Raw genomic sequence first — 15034 nt, 5'->3', positions numbered from 1 at the left:
GACAGGAGTTCATGATGACTTGCCCCAACAGCGCCAAACCCGGCATCAAGCCGTTCAGTCAGCTTCAGCACCCGCGTGAAGTGATTCGCCAATTCACCCCGAACTGGTTCGCCGCCACCATGGGCACCGGGGTGCTGGCGTTGGCGCTCGCACAATTGCCGCTGGCCATTCCCGCACTGCACGCCGTGGCCGAAGGGCTGTGGTTGTTCAACATTCTGTTATTCAGCCTGTTTACCGTGGCCTACGCGGCGCGCTGGGTGTTGTTCTTCGACGAAGCCCGGCGCATCTTCGGGCATTCCACCGTGTCGATGTTCTTCGGCACCATTCCCATGGGCCTGGCGACCATCATCAACGGCTTTCTGGTATTTGGCCTGCCACGCTGGGGCGACGGTGTGATTCACCTCGCCGAAGTGTTGTGGTGGGTTGACGTGGCCCTGTCGCTGGCCTGCGGTGTGTTGATCCCGTACATGATGTTTACCCGCCAGGAACACAGCATCGATCAGATGACCGCCGTCTGGTTGCTGCCGGTGGTCGCCGCAGAAGTGGCGGCGGCCAGCGGTGGCCTGCTCGCCCCGCATCTGGCCGAGGCGCACGCGCAACTGGTGGTGCTGACCACGAGCTATGTGCTCTGGGCGTTTTCCCTGCCGGTCGCGTTCAGCATTCTGACCATCCTGCTGCTGCGCATGGCCCTGCACAAACTGCCTCACGAAAACATGGCGGCATCGAGCTGGCTGGCCCTCGGCCCGATCGGCACCGGTGCGCTGGGCATGTTGTTGCTGGGTGGCGATGCACCAGCGATCTTTGCGGCGAACGGGCTACCGGGCATCGGTGAAATTGCTGCCGGCCTGGGCCTTATCGCCGGCATCACGCTGTGGGGCTTCGGGCTGTGGTGGATGTTGATGGCGTTGCTGATCACCGTGCGTTACCTGCGCGACGGCATTCCGTTCAACCTCGGCTGGTGGGGATTCACCTTCCCGTTGGGCGTGTATTCGCTGGCAACCTTGAAACTGGCGAGCACCCTGAACCTGACGTTTTTCAGCGTCTTCGGCACGGCGCTGGTGCTGTTGCTGGCGGTGATGTGGCTGATTGTCGGCAAACGCACCGTGCAAGGCGCATGGCGCGGCGAGCTGTTTGTCTCGCCGTGCATTGCAGGTTTGAAGAAATAACCTGAAAGTTTTAGGTAATGTGTGGCCTGGATCGCGCTTCGAGATTCCAATAAGCAGTACCCAGGCCTCGCTACCTTCAACATCAGGAAAACACGGAAGATGAGTCACCCCTCACAGTTCAACCTGCTGCGCACGCGGCGCTTCTTGCCGTTTTTCATCACGCAGTCGCTTGGCGCGTTCAACGACAACGTGTTCAAGCAATCGCTGATTCTCGCCATTCTCTATCGGCTGACCATCGAGGGTGATCGCTCGATTTGGGTCAATCTGTGCGCGCTGCTGTTTATTCTGCCGTTCTTTCTGTTCTCGGCATTGGCCGGGCAGTTCGGGGAGAAGTTCGCCAAGGACGCGCTGATCCGTCTGATCAAGCTCGCAGAAATCGCGATCATGGCCGTAGGATCGGTCGGTTTCCTCTTTGATCACTTGTCGCTGATGCTGGTGGCGCTGTTTGCCATGGGCACGCACTCGGCGCTGTTCGGGCCAGTGAAATATTCGATCCTGCCGCAGGCGTTACGCGAGGATGAACTGGTCGGCGGTAACGGTCTGGTGGAGATGGGCACGTTTCTGGCGATTCTCGCCGGGACAATTGGTGCCGGGGTGATCATGTCATCGACCCACTACGCGCCGCTGGTCTCGACTGCCATTGTCGGCATTGCCGTGCTGGGTTATCTGGCCAGCCGCAGCATTCCTCGCGCGGCGGCGTCCTCTCCGGAAATGCGCCTGAACTGGAACATCTTCAGCCAGTCCTGGGCCACTTTGAAACTCGGTCTGGGCCAGACCCCGGCGGTGTCGCGCTCGATTGTCGGCAACTCGTGGTTCTGGTTTGTCGGGGCGATTTACCTGACGCAGATTCCGGCCTACGCCAAAGAGTGGATGCACGGTGATGAAACCGTGGTCACGCTGATCCTCACGGTGTTTTCGGTGGGTATTGCGCTGGGTTCGATGCTCTGCGAGAAGCTTTCCGGGCGCAAAGTCGAGATCGGCCTGGTGCCGTTTGGCTCGTTCGGTCTGACCGTGTTCGGTCTGCTGCTGTGGTGGCATTCCGGTGGAATCCCCGACAGCGTCAGCGGCCACAGCTGGATTGAAGTGCTGGGCTTCGTGCACACCTGGGCGGTGTTGGTCGACATCCTTGGCCTCGGGATTTTTGGCGGTTTCTACATCGTGCCGCTGTACGCACTGATCCAGTCGCGCACCGCCGAGAACGAGCGCGCGCGGGTAATTGCTGCCAACAACATTCTCAACGCACTGTTTATGGTGGTGTCGGCGATTGTTTCGATCGTGCTGCTAAGCGTCGCCAAGCTGTCGATCCCGCAGTTGTTCCTTGTGGTGTCGTTGCTGAACATCGGCGTCAACGCTTACATCTTCAAGATCGTCCCCGAGTTCAGCATGCGTTTCATGATCTGGCTGCTCAGCCATTCCATGTACCGCGTCGAGCACCGCAACCTTGAGGCGATTCCTGACGAAGGCGCCGCGCTGCTGGTATGCAATCACGTGTCGTTTGTAGATGCCTTGCTGATTGGCGGGGCGGTGCGTCGGCCGATTCGCTTTGTCATGTACTACAAAATCTACAATTTGCCGGTGCTGAACTTTATCTTCCGCACGGCGGGGACGATTCCGATTGCCGGCCGCAACGAGGACATCCAGATTTACGAAAAGGCCTTCACCCGGATTGCTCAATATCTGAAGGACGGTGAACTGGTGTGCATCTTCCCTGAAGGCAAGTTGACCGCCGATGGCGAGATCAATGAGTTCAAGGGTGGGCTGACACGGATTCTCGAGGAGACACCGGTGCCGGTGATTCCGCTGGCGTTGCAGGGGTTGTGGGGGAGTTTCTTCAGTCGCGATCCGAACAAGGGATTGTTTCACCGGTTGTGGTCGCGGGTGACGCTGGTGGCGGGTTCGCCGGTGGACGTTGGCGCGGCTGAGCCGGCGAAGTTGCAGGGGTTGGTGGGGGAGTTGCGCGGGGCAGTCAGATAGTCGGCGATTCTAAGGGCCTCTTCGCGAGCAGGCTCGCTCCTACATTTGATCGTATTCCTCTGACGGAACGCGGTTGAATGTGGGAGCGAGCCTGCTCGCGAAAGCGGTAGTGGCCTAAGCGCTGACCTTAAGCCCGATCAACCCGGTAATGATCAACGCCACACTGGCCAGCCGAATCAATGCCATCGATTCACCGAACAGGATGATCCCGGCAATCACCGTACCCACGGCACCGACACCGGTCCAGATCGCATAAGCCGTGCCCAGCGGCAATTCCTTCATCGCAAGGCCCAGCAGACCCAGGCTGATGGCCATGGCCGCAACGGTCAGTACGGTGGGGAGCGGACGGGTGAAACCGTCAGTGTATTTCAGCCCGACGGCCCAGCCGACTTCAAACAGGCCGGCGAAAAACAGAATGATCCAGGACATGCAAGACCTCCATCGATTGACGGGGTCGTCCCCAGATTAATAACTCGATCGAGCCGCAGGGTCGTCCCCGCGTTGCGCGATAGTGTGCCGAGCATTAACCCGGGGATCAAGTTGGCGCCTCAGTCGGCCGTTTGCTGCGCCAGTGCCTCGCGATCTTCCTTCTCGCTCATGCGTCGGAAATAGGTTGAGAGCAGCGCCCCGGAAATGTTGTGCCAGACGCTGAACAGCGCACTCGGCACCGCCGCCAATGGCGAGAAATGTGCGCTGGCCAGTGCGGCGCCCAATCCCGAGTTCTGCATGCCGACTTCCAGCGCCAGCGATTTGCGCTGGGCCAACGGCAACTTGAACAAGCGCCCGGTGAAATAGCCCAGCAGATAACCGAAGCTGTTGTGCAGCATCACCACAGCCATGATCAACAGTCCGGACTCGGCGATTTTCGCCTGACTGGCCGCGACCACGGCGGTGACGATAATCACGATGCTGACCACCGACACCAGCGGCAACACATCGACTGCGTGGCGAACCTTGTCACCGAGCAAGCGCTGGGCAACCACGCCAAGAATGATCGGCAGCAGCACCACTTGCAGGATCGACCAGAACAACTCCATGAACGACACCGGCAACCACGCCGAGGCCAGCAGCCAGATCAGCGCCGGGGTCAGTAGCGGGGCGAGGAGGGTGGTGACGGCGGCGATGGCCACCGACAACGCCAGGTCGCCGCGGGCCAGCCAGGTCATCACGTTGGACGACGTGCCACTCGGGCAGCAACCGACCAGAATCACCCCGACGGCGATTTCCGGCGGCAGGTGAAACACCTGGCAGAGCAACCACGCCACGCCGGGCATGATCACGAAATGCGCGACCACGCCCAGTGCCACGCGCCATGGATGGCGGGCGACAGCCGCGAAGTCGTCGAGTTTGAGGGTCAGGCCCATGCCGAACATCACCAGGCCCAGCAGCGGCACGATCGCGCCTTTGAGGCCGAGGAACCACGCCGGTTGCAGGAACGCAATCACGGCGAAAATCAGAACCCAGTAAGCGAAGGTGTTGCCGACAAAGCGGCTGAGTGCAGCCAGTGCGCGCATGGCTTGTTCCTTATTATTAAATGAACACCACTGATCGAACTGTGGGAGCGAGCTTGCTCGCGAAAGCGGTGTGTCATTCAACTTAAATGTTGGCTGACAGGTCACCTTCGCGAGCCAGCTCGCTCCCACATTGAGATATCACAAGGGTTTAGATCCCCTGCGGAGTCTCTTCCCCACCCAACGCTTCAACCAGCGCCGGCAGGAAATCACCGAAAGTCAGCATCATCAGGGTGAAGCTGGCATCCAGTTGCCCCAGTGCCTCGTCGCCACCGTCCTGTTCCGCCTGATCCTGCAACAGATCTTCGAACTTCAGACGTTTGACGGTCATCTTGTCATCCAGCATGAACGACAGTTTGTCCTGCCAGGCCAGCGACAGTTGAGTGACGACTTTGCCGGTGCTCAGGTGCAGCTGGATTTCTTCGCTGGTCAGGTCCTGACGCTTGCAACGGACGATACCGCCGTCTTCGTGGGTGTCGCGCAGTTCGCACTCGTCCAGTACATAGAAGTCGTCGGCAGCTTTTTGCGTGGTGACCCATTCGGTCATGGTCGCGGTTGGCGACATTTTCACGGTCAGCGGACGGACGGGCAGGGTGCCGATCACTTCACGCAGGGTCGACAGCAGGTCTTCAGCGCGTTTCGGGCTGGCCGAGTTGACCAGGATCAGGCCTTGTTTCGGCGCGATGGCGGCAAAGGTCGACGAGCGACGGATAAAGGCGCGCGGCAGGAACGCCTGGATGATTTCATCCTTGATCTGATCGCGTTCCTTTTTATAGACCTTGCGCATCTGTTCGGCTTCGATCTCTTCGACCTTTTCCTTGACCGCGTCACGCACGACGCTGCCCGGCAGAATGCGTTCTTCTTTACGCGCGGAAATCAGCAGGAAGTCACCGCTGACGTGCACCAGTGGAGCATCTTCGCCTTTGCCGAACGGCGCGACGAAACCGTAGGTGGTCAACTCCTGGCTTGCACATGGACGCGCCAGTTTGGTGGCCAGTGCAGTTTCCAGCGCCTCGGCATCGACAGGCAGGTCTTGGGTCAGGCGATAGATAAGCAGGTTCTTGAACCACATGGGGTGAGTCTCTCCTTTATACAAAGGGGGGCATTATTGTCTTCGCCGTGCCATAGGCCAACCCTTCTCTAAGCCTTTGGAAGGCCTGAGAAAATTATTTAAAAAAGTGCTTGCCAGAGGTTGGGTCGCTCCGTAGAATGCGCGCCACACCGAAGCGAAGGGTGATTAGCTCAGCTGGGAGAGCGTCTGCCTTACAAGCAGAATGTCGGCGGTTCGATCCCGTCATCACCCACCATTCGTTTCAAGTGTTTAGCGCAGCGGTAGTTCAGTCGGTTAGAATACCGGCCTGTCACGCCGGGGGTCGCGGGTTCGAGTCCCGTCCGCTGCGCCATATTCGGTAACCTGGACCACTGAACGCCAGGTCACCACGGAAAAACCCGCCAAGGCGGGTTTTTTTCTGCTCCAAGGTTGTACCCGCGGGATGTGTCGTTTTACTGGTTTTCGGATTTATTTGAAAAAAACTTCAATTAAATCAACACTTTACGAAAACTTGTGGCATAATGCGTCCCGTAACGAAGCGAAGGGTGATTAGCTCAGCTGGGAGAGCGTCTGCCTTACAAGCAGAATGTCGGCGGTTCGATCCCGTCATCACCCACCATTCGTTTCAAGCGTTTCGCGCAGCGGTAGTTCAGTCGGTTAGAATACCGGCCTGTCACGCCGGGGGTCGCGGGTTCGAGTCCCGTCCGCTGCGCCATATTCGGCATCTGGAACACTGAACGCCAGATTCCACAGAAAGCCCGCCTAGTGCGGGCTTTTTGCTGTCTGGGATTTGAGTAGCGGGATTCTTTGCTGAACCTGTGGCGAGGGTGCTTGCTCCCTCGCCACAGGTTATGTGTGCATCTTTTTACTGGGTGGCGTTCTGGCTGTGCCGGTAATCGCTCACCGCTTCGTAAACCGCCTTGCGCAGACGATTGATCCCGCCAATCGGCCGATGCGCCTCGATTCCAAACCACGGATTGAACGACAGGTTGTCACACGCCAGATTCAGCGCCGGCGTATCGAAGTCCTGCGGCGGCAGGGTGATCCGCGCCACCGTCTCAAACGGCGAATCCTGCTCACGCCATTCAATGCTCGTGTCTTCAATCGGCATGTATTTGTGCGCATCCTGCCGTTGGATCTGCAGGACAAAACACGCTGGCACCCGATCCGTCGATAACTGCTGATTCAACGCGCTGCGCAGAAAGTTCGGCAGATCGTGATTCTGTTTGGGCAATGTGTAGGCCGGGCAGTTATCCGGATCCGGCGCCACTCGAAACTTTGCATTGGCCTCACCGAATTTGTACGGCGATACCGAAAAGTAAGTGGTCTCGGTCGGACTGTCCGGCGGCGGCGACAGCGTTGCCAGTGCAATAAACAAATGACGCACCTGCCAGGTCCGCGGGTCCCAGCCCGGAAAAAATGCCATGACCTTTTTGCCGTCAGCCTGCGCCGCCACGTTCTGCCGATACTCGGCGACATCGCTGACAAAAAAGTTCGGGTGGCTGAACATCACGAAATCCTGCTCGTGCTGTTCCTGACGGTCGTTCAGCAGGGGTTTTCCCGGCACATCGAGCAATTTGATCGCCATTCCCCGAGCATCGCGCAGGCTGTCGAACTGCGGATAGGCGTTGCCATTGGACAGACGAATCATCGCCTGCCAGGTTTTTCCAGGCTCGGCGAAGACCCCTTGGCGCAGTGATTGCGCCAGTTGCGGCAACACTTGCACCTGCGCTTTGACGCAACCATGCGCCTTGGCGTGCGCATCACGTAAATAACGCGTGCCTTCGCGATGTTGATCGACAATGCGCACGGCCGTCTGAATCACGTCTTGAGTCATCGCCGCTTCGCCCGGTGGAACCTGCTCTACGGCCGAAACCGGCCCACGGTGCTGCCAGGCAAACCACGCGGTGGCAATGGCCCAACCGATCAGGCCAAGAGCGAGCAAAATCAGCAGGGTTTTGCCGAGCAAGCGGCCCAGCCACAGCCAGATGCGGGCCAACAGCGGCAGTTCTCTCTTGAAGGTTGGCAAGATCATGGCAATTTCGCCTCCAATGGGCCGCCGAGGACTTTCAGGTATTCGAGCAGTGCCCAGCGCTCTTCGGGCTGCAACCAGCGACCGATCACGCCCTTGCCGCGCTCGCCGGTGCGGAACTCGTGACCGCTGTTGTGATTGCCGCTGATGCGCGTGTCGAACAGGAATCCATTGGTAAAGGCTTCGGTGCGATAACCCAGGTGGCGCGGGTCGTATTCGAAGGTGCCTTTATAGAAGGTGGTGGCGCGTTCATCCTGCGGTGACAGTAACTGATAAATACTCGGCACCGAGCCGTTATGCAGGAACGGCGCGGTGGCCCAGACGCCGGCCAATGGACGTGCCTTGTACGCGACTTTTTCTCGAACGCCGATGGGCAGGCCGAAGCCGTCGAGTTGCGGTTTCTCCTCGGGCGTCACCTGTGCCTCGCGATAAGCCCGGTTCTCGACGAATGCGGTGACGTAAGCCAGCCCTTTGGCCACCGAGAGCTGACTCAAATCCAACGGCTCCTTGGGCTTCGGGTGCAGTTTAACGTCCATTTTTTCCAGCTCTGTGACGTCCCATTGCAAGGCTGTCAGGTCGAAACGGTGGTTGGCGATGTTGGTGGCCGCGTTCGGATCAGTGCCGATGACATCGACTGGCAACATGTGCAGGTGTTGCACCCAACGCTGGCCTTCCTGGGTTTTTCGCGGGACGTGGCAGCCAGCGCAGTTTTCCGCGAACAGCGAGCGTCCTTTCGCTGCCAGGGGTTTGTCGATGGCCCCCAGCAGTTCCTCCGGCCAGGCGGGAGGCTGAAGTTTTTGCAGGGTTTCTTCGATCTTGTGCAGATCACGCACGCGCACGCTTGAGGCATAACGCTCTTCACCCTGCAACGGCTGGCCGTTGGCGTCGAAGAAATTCAACGTCGCGCCAACACCCAGGGCTTCGCCGATGTTGCGCGCCATCGGCTGTTGCGCCGAACCGTTCCACTGCACCCAATTGAAAGTCCACATGTCCCACAACTGCGGGTAATCCACCGGCGCATTGGCAACGCGGTAATTGGCAGCGGAGATCGCGTCGCCGAACGTGGCGTTGGCGATGCGCCCGAACGCGTCGGTGCGCCCCGGGCCTTCCTCGGTCGGATAGAGGCCGCGATGGGTGTCGTTCCAGGCAACCTTCACAAAGGTGTTCAGCGAGTCTTTGAAGTCCTTGCGCAGTTGCTCATGGCGCGCCTCGTATTGATTGCCCAACACGTTTCGGGCGAAGCGTTCGAATTTCCACGGGTTGTAGTAAGTCGCGGTGAGACTTGCCACCAAAGCCTGTCCGAAACTGCCACCGCGTAATGTAGGAACACTTGAAGGCAATACATGCTGCGCGCTACCGCCGTCGATGCGCACGGCCTGGCCTTTGAAGCGCAGTTCGCCGGTGTGGCACGCAGCGCACGTTATATCGAGGTACTGCTCTGCGCTGCCGGGGTTTTGGTGCCGGGCAAAACCAACCGGCAGGTTGCCGGGGTTTTCGGGCGTGGCCTTCTGTTGCGGATCGACCAAAAAGCCGAAGCGTGCGAGGTAGTCCGGGGCGGCGAAACGTTGTTCGGAGAACGGCAGTTCAAGCGCCTGAAACCACTCGTAACGCAAACCTTTGACTTGCGTGCCTTGCGGCGTGAAGTAGTAGGTCTGCCGTTGTTCATCCGTCCATTGATTCAGGTAGTGCACCTGTTGGACGGGGTCGTAGAGCGGCAACTTCGGGTTGGCGACGTAGTACAAAACCACTGCGAGGATAAGGCCCAGCAGCAGCGCGATCAGGGTCAGCACACGGAATAGGAGGCGCAAGATAAACATCCTTGTCGAATTGTTCCGCTGTTATGCCTGAGCCGGGCCCTGTGCGGCAAGTGGCCATTACGCCAGTTGTTGCGGGCATGGCGGGCAATTTATTCGCAGGCAAGATGACAGAAGCTTCATCGTGCCTTTGCCCCAATGCGTTTTAATCCCTGAACTTATCGCCGCTTTACTGCTCTCATGCCGGTAGCCATTGGTCGTGGCGGCCTGATAAGCTCGCGGCTTTACTCGATTGCCCTTTCGGCGCATGAACAAGGAAATAGCATGAAACAGCATCGGTTGGCGGCGGCGGTAGCCCTGGTTAGCCTGGTCCTCGCGGGTTGTGATTCGCAGACCAGCGTAGAGCTGAAAACCCCGGCGCAAAAAGCTTCCTACGGTATCGGCCTGAACATGGGCAAGAGCCTGGCTCAGGAAGGCATGGATGATCTGGACTCCAAAGCAGTAGCCCAGGGCATCGAAGATGCCGTCGGCAAGAAAGAACAGAAGCTGAAAGATGAAGAACTGGTCGAAGCTTTCGCCGCGCTGCAAAAGCGTGCTGAAGAGCGTATGGCCAAGATGAGCGAAGAGTCGGCCTCTGCCGGCAAGAAATTCCTCGAAGAAAACGGCAAGAAGGCGGGTGTAACGACTACCGCTTCCGGCCTGCAGTATGAAGTGGTCAAGAAAGCCGACGGCCCACAGCCCAAGCCGACTGACGTAGTGACCGTTCACTACACCGGCAAGCTGACCAACGGCACCGTATTCGACAGCTCCGTCGAGCGCGGCAGCCCGATTGATCTGCCAGTAAGCGGCGTGATCCCGGGTTGGGTTGAAGGTCTGCAACTGATGCACGTTGGCGAGAAGTACAAACTGTACATCCCTAGCGATCTGGCTTACGGCGCTCAATCGCCAAGCCCGGCAATCCCGGCCAACTCGGTTCTGGTTTTCGACCTGGAACTGCTGGCCATCAAGGATCCAGCCAAAGAAGACGCCGCTGCTGCCAAGTAAGCACATCGGTTTCGACAACAACGCCTCGCTTATGCGGGGCGTTGTTGCATCTGGAGGATGGCAAGGGTAAACAGAGCGAACCGACGCCGGTCAGGGGAGTCATAGCTTTGAGGCTCCTGGCGCTAGCCGCCCTGAACCGCCAAGTCAATGAAATCTTGGGGTTTTTTATGTGAGTAAAAAACGCCCGATCTGAGCGCAGCCCTTATAAAACGGGGCTCTTGGCGCTGAAATGCAGCTCTGTTCACAAGGTTATCCACAATTTGTGTGGATAACATTTCAACGGGAGGAATAGATGAAAGCTCCGTGGAATTTCGCTCGATTCCTGCCCCTCGCTGGCCGCCTGCTGGCCCGTGGACGCTTGCCGATGCTGCTGTTTGCGGTGGCCAGCAAAGGTGCGGCGCAAGGCAATCGTCTCGGCAAGCTGAAGGATGACCTGCGCTTGCTGCAGGCGCTGTGCCTGGCTTACTGGCGCGGTGAGTACCGTGCGATCAGTGGCAAAGCGCTGGTGTCGGTGGTGGCGGGCCTGATGTATTTCCTCAGCCCGGTGGACGCCATACCGGATTTTATCCCCGTGTTCGGCATGCTCGATGACATCGCCGTCCTCGCCTGGCTGATGAAAACCCTCGACGATGAGCTCAATGCCTTCCGCCTCTGGCGCAACCGTCAGCAACCGGAAAAACTCGCCGTGGTCGAACGCCTGCCCGATACCCCTGAACAACTGCAACTTCAGGGGCCGAAAAAGCCCTGATTCATTAAGTCTTCCTGTAGATAGATACCCCCCGCGACCTTGGCCGCTGTTAGGATTACACTTCTAGGGAAAAGTGCCGACTCGCTAAGTGTTGTTGTCCTACGGGGTAGTCATGGATATTCAGATAATTGCACGCGATGGCGAGCCCGAATACGCGGTTCTACCTTGGGCTCAATATCAGGCTCTACTGAAAGCAGCAGGGATCAACGAAACACCGTCGCAGCCGGCTAAAGCGCCGATTGCGGCAACATCAGACCCGATTCTTCCAGGTCTGGATCAACTACGCAGTTTGCGCGAAGGGAAGGGCATCGCCATCGAGGCGTTGGCCCGCACGGTAGGCATCAGCCCGTCTTATCTGGCCATGATCGAAAGTGGCGAGCGTCTGCCTGACGCCGCGATTCGTCGCAGCCTGGCCTGGGAACTGACGGTGCCAGGTTGGAGGGATGAATCGTGAGCGTACGCATCAGTCGTCAACATTGGGACGGACTGCTCGGGGAACTGGATCAGGCGCGACGCCAGCGCCATCTGCTGACCTATCGGGCCTTGCTCGAACGTCTGCAATTGCCGACGCCGGCGATGCAGACTCTGACCGCAGCACTCGAGCATCTGGCGGCGCTGGACGCCAAGGCTGAACAACCCCTGCGCAGTTCGCTGGTGATCAGCCAGGGTGCCAGCCGTTTACCACGCACCGGTTTTTTTGAGTGTGTTGAACGCCTGGGACGTTTTTCCGGGCCTTCCGACGGCGTTGCTGCCGCCTCTTGGCATGCCTCGGAAGTGGTCAGAGTTTTCGAATACGAGTACCCGGAATCGGCGGAGGCCTGAGTGTTTTTACGACTCAAGGCGCGGGCCAGTTACTGGCTGGCCCGCCGGTTGTTTCACTGGTCATGGTTTGTCCGTCAGCCACGTGGCTGGCGCTGGCTTGAAGGGCAGTTTGCGCGCATGGCCAATCTTGGCGATGTCGGTGCGCAAAGCTTCTATGGGCACATCCTGACCTTTCGCGGTGTTGGCCTGGGCGCGCGCGAGGAGGGCGTGCGCTTGCTGCGTCTGGCCGCCTTGGCGGGTGATGGCAAAGCGGCTTATCAGGTCGGCGTCATCAGCCTCGCCGGTACGCCGAGCAAGGCGCCAGACCCGGCGGAGGCCTCCCGATGGTGGGGCATGGCCGCCAAGGCCGGGCATCCGTTGGCTGAGCTCAAATTGAAAGAACTGAGTGCTCGGGATTCAACGCAGTAAATCCATTTATGTCCGCTCTAATAAACGTGGCGTGAGGTTTTCCTCACGCCACGTTTGCGTTTTCGCGCACCTGTTTATCTACGAACTGGTTTTTACAGATTAGTCCTACAGCCATCGCCTACTTGCCTGACTTCTTTCCTGATTGATCCCCCGCACAGTTCCCGCGCCTAATTTTTGCGCGAGGGAACGCTCATGTTTGACCTGCTTATTCCGTCCACTTCGCACACCCGCGTGCGCTGATGGACGCCGTCACCCGCATCGAGCAAGCACTCGACAGTTTTCCCGGCACCCTCAGCCTCTACCGCGAGCAGCTCAAGCATTGGGCCAGTCGAGCGGCGGATAAAGTCAGTCACGCGGCGGATCTGCCGTCGTTGATGGGCATGGAGCGGATCATTCGCTTCGGCTCCGATAGCACTGCCGTCAGCAGCAGCGACAGCGAATTTTTCTCCGGTGTCGTCCAGTGCCCAAAGAACGGCCCGATGCTGATCGAAAGCAAATTCGAATCGGTCTACGACATTCCGCTGGGCAACATCGTGGTCGATGTGATCGCCATGGACGGCGGCGAAACCACGCCCGTTACCCTAGATGCGCATGGCAAGGGCTCATTCAAAGGAACACCTGGCAAGTTCTATCGGGTGCTGGTGCACAGCAAGGTCACCTCCAATCAGGTCGAGGATCTGTTCAAAGCCTATGACGGCCTGAGCGCCGAGCTGGATGGCTGGCTGCGCAGTGAGTGGCAGGGGTTCAAGCCGCAGTGGTTGCAGTCGGTGGCGACGGCGGCGGGCAACGGCATGCTCGCCGGGAGCTGGGCGGCGATCGAGGGCGTGTGGGACAGCATTGGCCTGCTCTCGGACATTCTCAAGGATCCCGGGGCGTTCGCCGAGCGATTGGGTGACGGTGCCGCGCAGTTGATGAAACTGGCAGCGACGGCTCCCGATGTCATGGAAAAGCTTCAACTGCTGGTCAGTGACGAAGCTGCGCTGTGTTTATTGCTGCGCACATCCAGCCTGTGGCTGGAAATGTTGCCGCCCAGCGAGATCGCCGGCAAAACCGCTGAAGTGGCGTCGATGATGATGGTGCAGTTGCTCATCGATGTGTTGATCAGCGTCGTTTTAACCTTCGTCAGTGGTGGCGCCGGCATCGCTTATCTGACGCTGCGTCTGGCGGACCGTGCCGTGCAATTGCTGTCGGCTGTGGTGCGTTTGGTGAAGGCGATGTTCGGCATCGTCGAGGGCTTCATCAAATACGTCGACCAGTACAAAACCGTTGCCGCCCGTGGCATCGCAGCCGGGGTGAAAAAGGGCCGGATGCAATTGCGCTGGGATGCCAGGCGCAACGCCTTGTTGAAGAAAGACGAGCGTCACGACGACTCACCGGATCAGGCGAAAAACCCCAACGGCGACAGCGCCGATTGCGTGCCCCTCACCTGCACCAACGGCTGCCCGGTGTCGATGGTCACCGGCGAGGAACTGCTGACCCTGACCGATGCGGTGCTCGATGGCGTGTTGCCGTTCGAGTTCACCCGTTTGTATCGCAGCAGTGCGGTTGAGCTCGATGTCGGGCTGGGGTTTGGCTGGAGTCATTCGCTGGCGCATCGGCTGGAGTTCGAGGGCGATTGTGTTGTTTGGGTCGACCATGAAAACCGCCGTACGCGGTTTCCGCTGCCGAATGGCGAGCGCCCGGCGATTCACAACAGCCTGTCGCGGGCGGCGATTTTTCTTGGGGACGCGCCGGAGGAGTTGATCCTCGCGCTGGCAGGTGAAGCGCCGCGGTTTTATCACTTTCGTGCCGGGCGGCTGACTGCGATCAGTGATGCGTATGGCAATCGTCTGACCGTGCAGCGCGATCGGTCTGACAGGATTCAGCGACTGGACAACGGGGCCGGACGCTCGTTGTTGTTGCGCTATGAGCGGGCTCACCTGGTCACGGTTGATTACCAGCGTTTTGATCCGGCGCAGAACCTTGCCGAGCCTTGGCTCACCGAACAGACCCTCGCCAGCTATCGCTACGACGCGCAGCAACGTTTGATCGAAGCGACCAACGCGGTCGGCGACAGCGAACGTTACGACTACGACGACGCCCACGTGATTCTTCAGCGGCAGCTCACCGGCGGGGCGAGTTTCTTCTGGGAGTGGGAGCGCGCGGGGAAATCCGCTCGTTGTGTGCGCCACTGGGCGTCGTTCTCGCAGATGAACACCCGTTACGTCTGGGCGGACGACGGCAGCGTCGCGGTGCATTACGTCGATGGCACCGAAGAGGTTTACGTCCACGACGAGCGCGCGCGGCTGGTGCGCAAGGTCGAGGCTGACGGCGGTGAGCAGCTCAAGGCCTATGACGCTGCCGGACGCTTGATCGCCGAGCAGGATGCGTTAGGTGCGGTCACCGAATACCGCTACGACGAAGTCGGACGGCTGATCGCGCTGATTCCGCCGGATGATGCGCCAACGTCCTACGAATACCGCAACGGCTTCCTGCATCGGCGTTCGCGCGGTGATGCGGTGTGGATCTACCGGCGCAATGCCGA

The 15034-nt window shown here is 59.2% G+C and carries 13 protein-coding genes and 4 tRNA genes; 12 read left to right on the top strand and 5 right to left on the bottom strand.

What is annotated here, in order from left to right:
- The first annotated feature begins 14 nt into the window (after positions 1 to 14).
- Positions 15 to 1166: a TDT family transporter gene (locus tag A8O26_RS06790; protein WP_064117326.1), complete on the top strand. Its 1152-nt coding sequence runs from the start codon at positions 15 to 17 to the stop codon at positions 1164 to 1166.
- 99 nt (positions 1167 to 1265) lie between these two features.
- A complete protein-coding gene (locus A8O26_RS06785; protein WP_064117325.1) occupies positions 1266 to 3140 on the top strand; it encodes an MFS transporter in 1875 nt (624 codons plus the stop codon).
- A 114-nt stretch (positions 3141 to 3254) separates the two neighbouring features.
- Here the strand turns inward: A8O26_RS06785 and sugE are convergent, their stop codons facing one another.
- The 3 genes from sugE to rdgC all read right to left on the bottom strand — a co-directional run bounded on the left by sugE (position 3255) and on the right by rdgC (position 5723).
- Positions 3255 to 3569 (bottom strand): quaternary ammonium compound efflux SMR transporter SugE, encoded by a 315-nt coding sequence (gene sugE, locus A8O26_RS06780; RefSeq protein WP_003223093.1) that lies wholly within the window; start codon positions 3567 to 3569, stop codon positions 3255 to 3257.
- Between the two features lie 119 nt (positions 3570 to 3688).
- Positions 3689 to 4654 (bottom strand): bile acid:sodium symporter family protein, encoded by a 966-nt coding sequence (locus A8O26_RS06775; protein WP_064117324.1) that lies wholly within the window; start codon positions 4652 to 4654, stop codon positions 3689 to 3691.
- A 148-nt stretch (positions 4655 to 4802) separates the two neighbouring features.
- Complete coding sequence (rdgC, locus tag A8O26_RS06770) at positions 4803 to 5723, bottom strand: recombination-associated protein RdgC (protein WP_007919763.1); 921 nt, start codon at positions 5721 to 5723, stop codon at positions 4803 to 4805.
- Between the two features lie 159 nt (positions 5724 to 5882).
- Between rdgC and A8O26_RS06765 the strand changes: the two genes are divergently transcribed.
- From A8O26_RS06765 to A8O26_RS06750, 4 genes are all read left to right on the top strand, one after another.
- Positions 5883 to 5958 (top strand) — tRNA-Val (locus A8O26_RS06765).
- A 19-nt stretch (positions 5959 to 5977) separates the two neighbouring features.
- A tRNA-Asp gene (locus tag A8O26_RS06760) sits at positions 5978 to 6054 on the top strand.
- A 191-nt stretch (positions 6055 to 6245) separates the two neighbouring features.
- Positions 6246 to 6321: transfer RNA gene (locus tag A8O26_RS06755), tRNA-Val, on the top strand.
- A 19-nt stretch (positions 6322 to 6340) separates the two neighbouring features.
- A tRNA-Asp gene (locus A8O26_RS06750) sits at positions 6341 to 6417 on the top strand.
- Between the two features lie 150 nt (positions 6418 to 6567).
- Here the strand turns inward: A8O26_RS06750 and A8O26_RS06745 are convergent.
- Both A8O26_RS06745 and A8O26_RS06740 read right to left on the bottom strand, forming a co-directional pair.
- On the bottom strand, positions 6568 to 7737 hold the full coding sequence (locus A8O26_RS06745; RefSeq protein ID WP_064117323.1) for a catalase family protein: 1170 nt from the start codon (positions 7735 to 7737) through the stop codon (positions 6568 to 6570).
- Entirely contained in the window at positions 7734 to 9542 is a 1809-nt protein-coding gene (locus A8O26_RS06740) for a di-heme-cytochrome C peroxidase (protein ID WP_064117322.1), read from the bottom strand. Before A8O26_RS06740 ends, A8O26_RS06745 begins: the two co-directional genes overlap by 4 nt.
- Before the next feature lie 270 nt (positions 9543 to 9812).
- Between A8O26_RS06740 and A8O26_RS06735 the strand changes: the two genes are divergently transcribed.
- The 6 genes from A8O26_RS06735 to A8O26_RS06710 form a co-directional block, all read left to right on the top strand.
- Complete coding sequence (locus tag A8O26_RS06735) at positions 9813 to 10532, top strand: FKBP-type peptidyl-prolyl cis-trans isomerase (RefSeq protein ID WP_064117321.1); 720 nt, start codon at positions 9813 to 9815, stop codon at positions 10530 to 10532.
- A 292-nt stretch (positions 10533 to 10824) separates the two neighbouring features.
- On the top strand, positions 10825 to 11280 hold the full coding sequence (locus tag A8O26_RS06730; RefSeq protein WP_064117320.1) for a YkvA family protein: 456 nt from the start codon (positions 10825 to 10827) through the stop codon (positions 11278 to 11280).
- Positions 11281 to 11392: 112 nt separating this feature from the next.
- Positions 11393 to 11734 (top strand): helix-turn-helix domain-containing protein, encoded by a 342-nt coding sequence (locus tag A8O26_RS06725; RefSeq protein ID WP_064117319.1) that lies wholly within the window; start codon positions 11393 to 11395, stop codon positions 11732 to 11734.
- A complete protein-coding gene (locus tag A8O26_RS06720) occupies positions 11731 to 12102 on the top strand; it encodes a hypothetical protein (RefSeq protein WP_003223109.1) in 372 nt (123 codons plus the stop codon). The genes A8O26_RS06725 and A8O26_RS06720 overlap by 4 nt, the downstream gene beginning before the upstream one ends.
- Positions 12103 to 12510 (top strand): sel1 repeat family protein, encoded by a 408-nt coding sequence (locus tag A8O26_RS06715; RefSeq protein WP_064117318.1) that lies wholly within the window; start codon positions 12103 to 12105, stop codon positions 12508 to 12510. It abuts the gene before it with no gap.
- Between the two features lie 239 nt (positions 12511 to 12749).
- On the top strand, positions 12750 to 15034 hold a 2285-nt coding region (locus A8O26_RS06710; protein WP_253756723.1), incomplete at its 3' end, for a DUF6531 domain-containing protein.

The organism is Pseudomonas fluorescens (genome assembly GCF_001648775.1).
In the GTDB taxonomy this organism is placed as follows: domain Bacteria; phylum Pseudomonadota; class Gammaproteobacteria; order Pseudomonadales; family Pseudomonadaceae; genus Aquipseudomonas; species Aquipseudomonas fluorescens_M.
The sequence above is the reverse complement of the archived record's forward strand: the minus strand, read 5'-3'. Positions and strand labels throughout refer to the sequence as shown.

What these genes read in the sequence shown, in the direction of transcription:
- A8O26_RS06790 (WP_064117326.1), top strand. Translation starts at nt 15, where the DNA reads ATGACTTGCCCCAACAGCGCCAAACCCGGCATCAAGCCGTTCAGTCAG.
- A8O26_RS06785 (WP_064117325.1), top strand. Translation starts at nt 1,266, where the DNA reads ATGAGTCACCCCTCACAGTTCAACCTGCTGCGCACGCGGCGCTTCTTG.
- sugE (WP_003223093.1), bottom strand. Translation starts at nt 3,569, where the DNA reads ATGTCCTGGATCATTCTGTTTTTCGCCGGCCTGTTTGAAGTCGGCTGG.
- A8O26_RS06775 (WP_064117324.1), bottom strand. Translation starts at nt 4,654, where the DNA reads ATGCGCGCACTGGCTGCACTCAGCCGCTTTGTCGGCAACACCTTCGCT.
- rdgC (WP_007919763.1), bottom strand. Translation starts at nt 5,723, where the DNA reads ATGTGGTTCAAGAACCTGCTTATCTATCGCCTGACCCAAGACCTGCCT.
- A8O26_RS06745 (WP_064117323.1), bottom strand. Translation starts at nt 7,737, where the DNA reads ATGATCTTGCCAACCTTCAAGAGAGAACTGCCGCTGTTGGCCCGCATC.
- A8O26_RS06735 (WP_064117321.1), top strand. Translation starts at nt 9,813, where the DNA reads ATGAAACAGCATCGGTTGGCGGCGGCGGTAGCCCTGGTTAGCCTGGTC.
- A8O26_RS06730 (WP_064117320.1), top strand. Translation starts at nt 10,825, where the DNA reads ATGAAAGCTCCGTGGAATTTCGCTCGATTCCTGCCCCTCGCTGGCCGC.
- A8O26_RS06725 (WP_064117319.1), top strand. Translation starts at nt 11,393, where the DNA reads ATGGATATTCAGATAATTGCACGCGATGGCGAGCCCGAATACGCGGTT.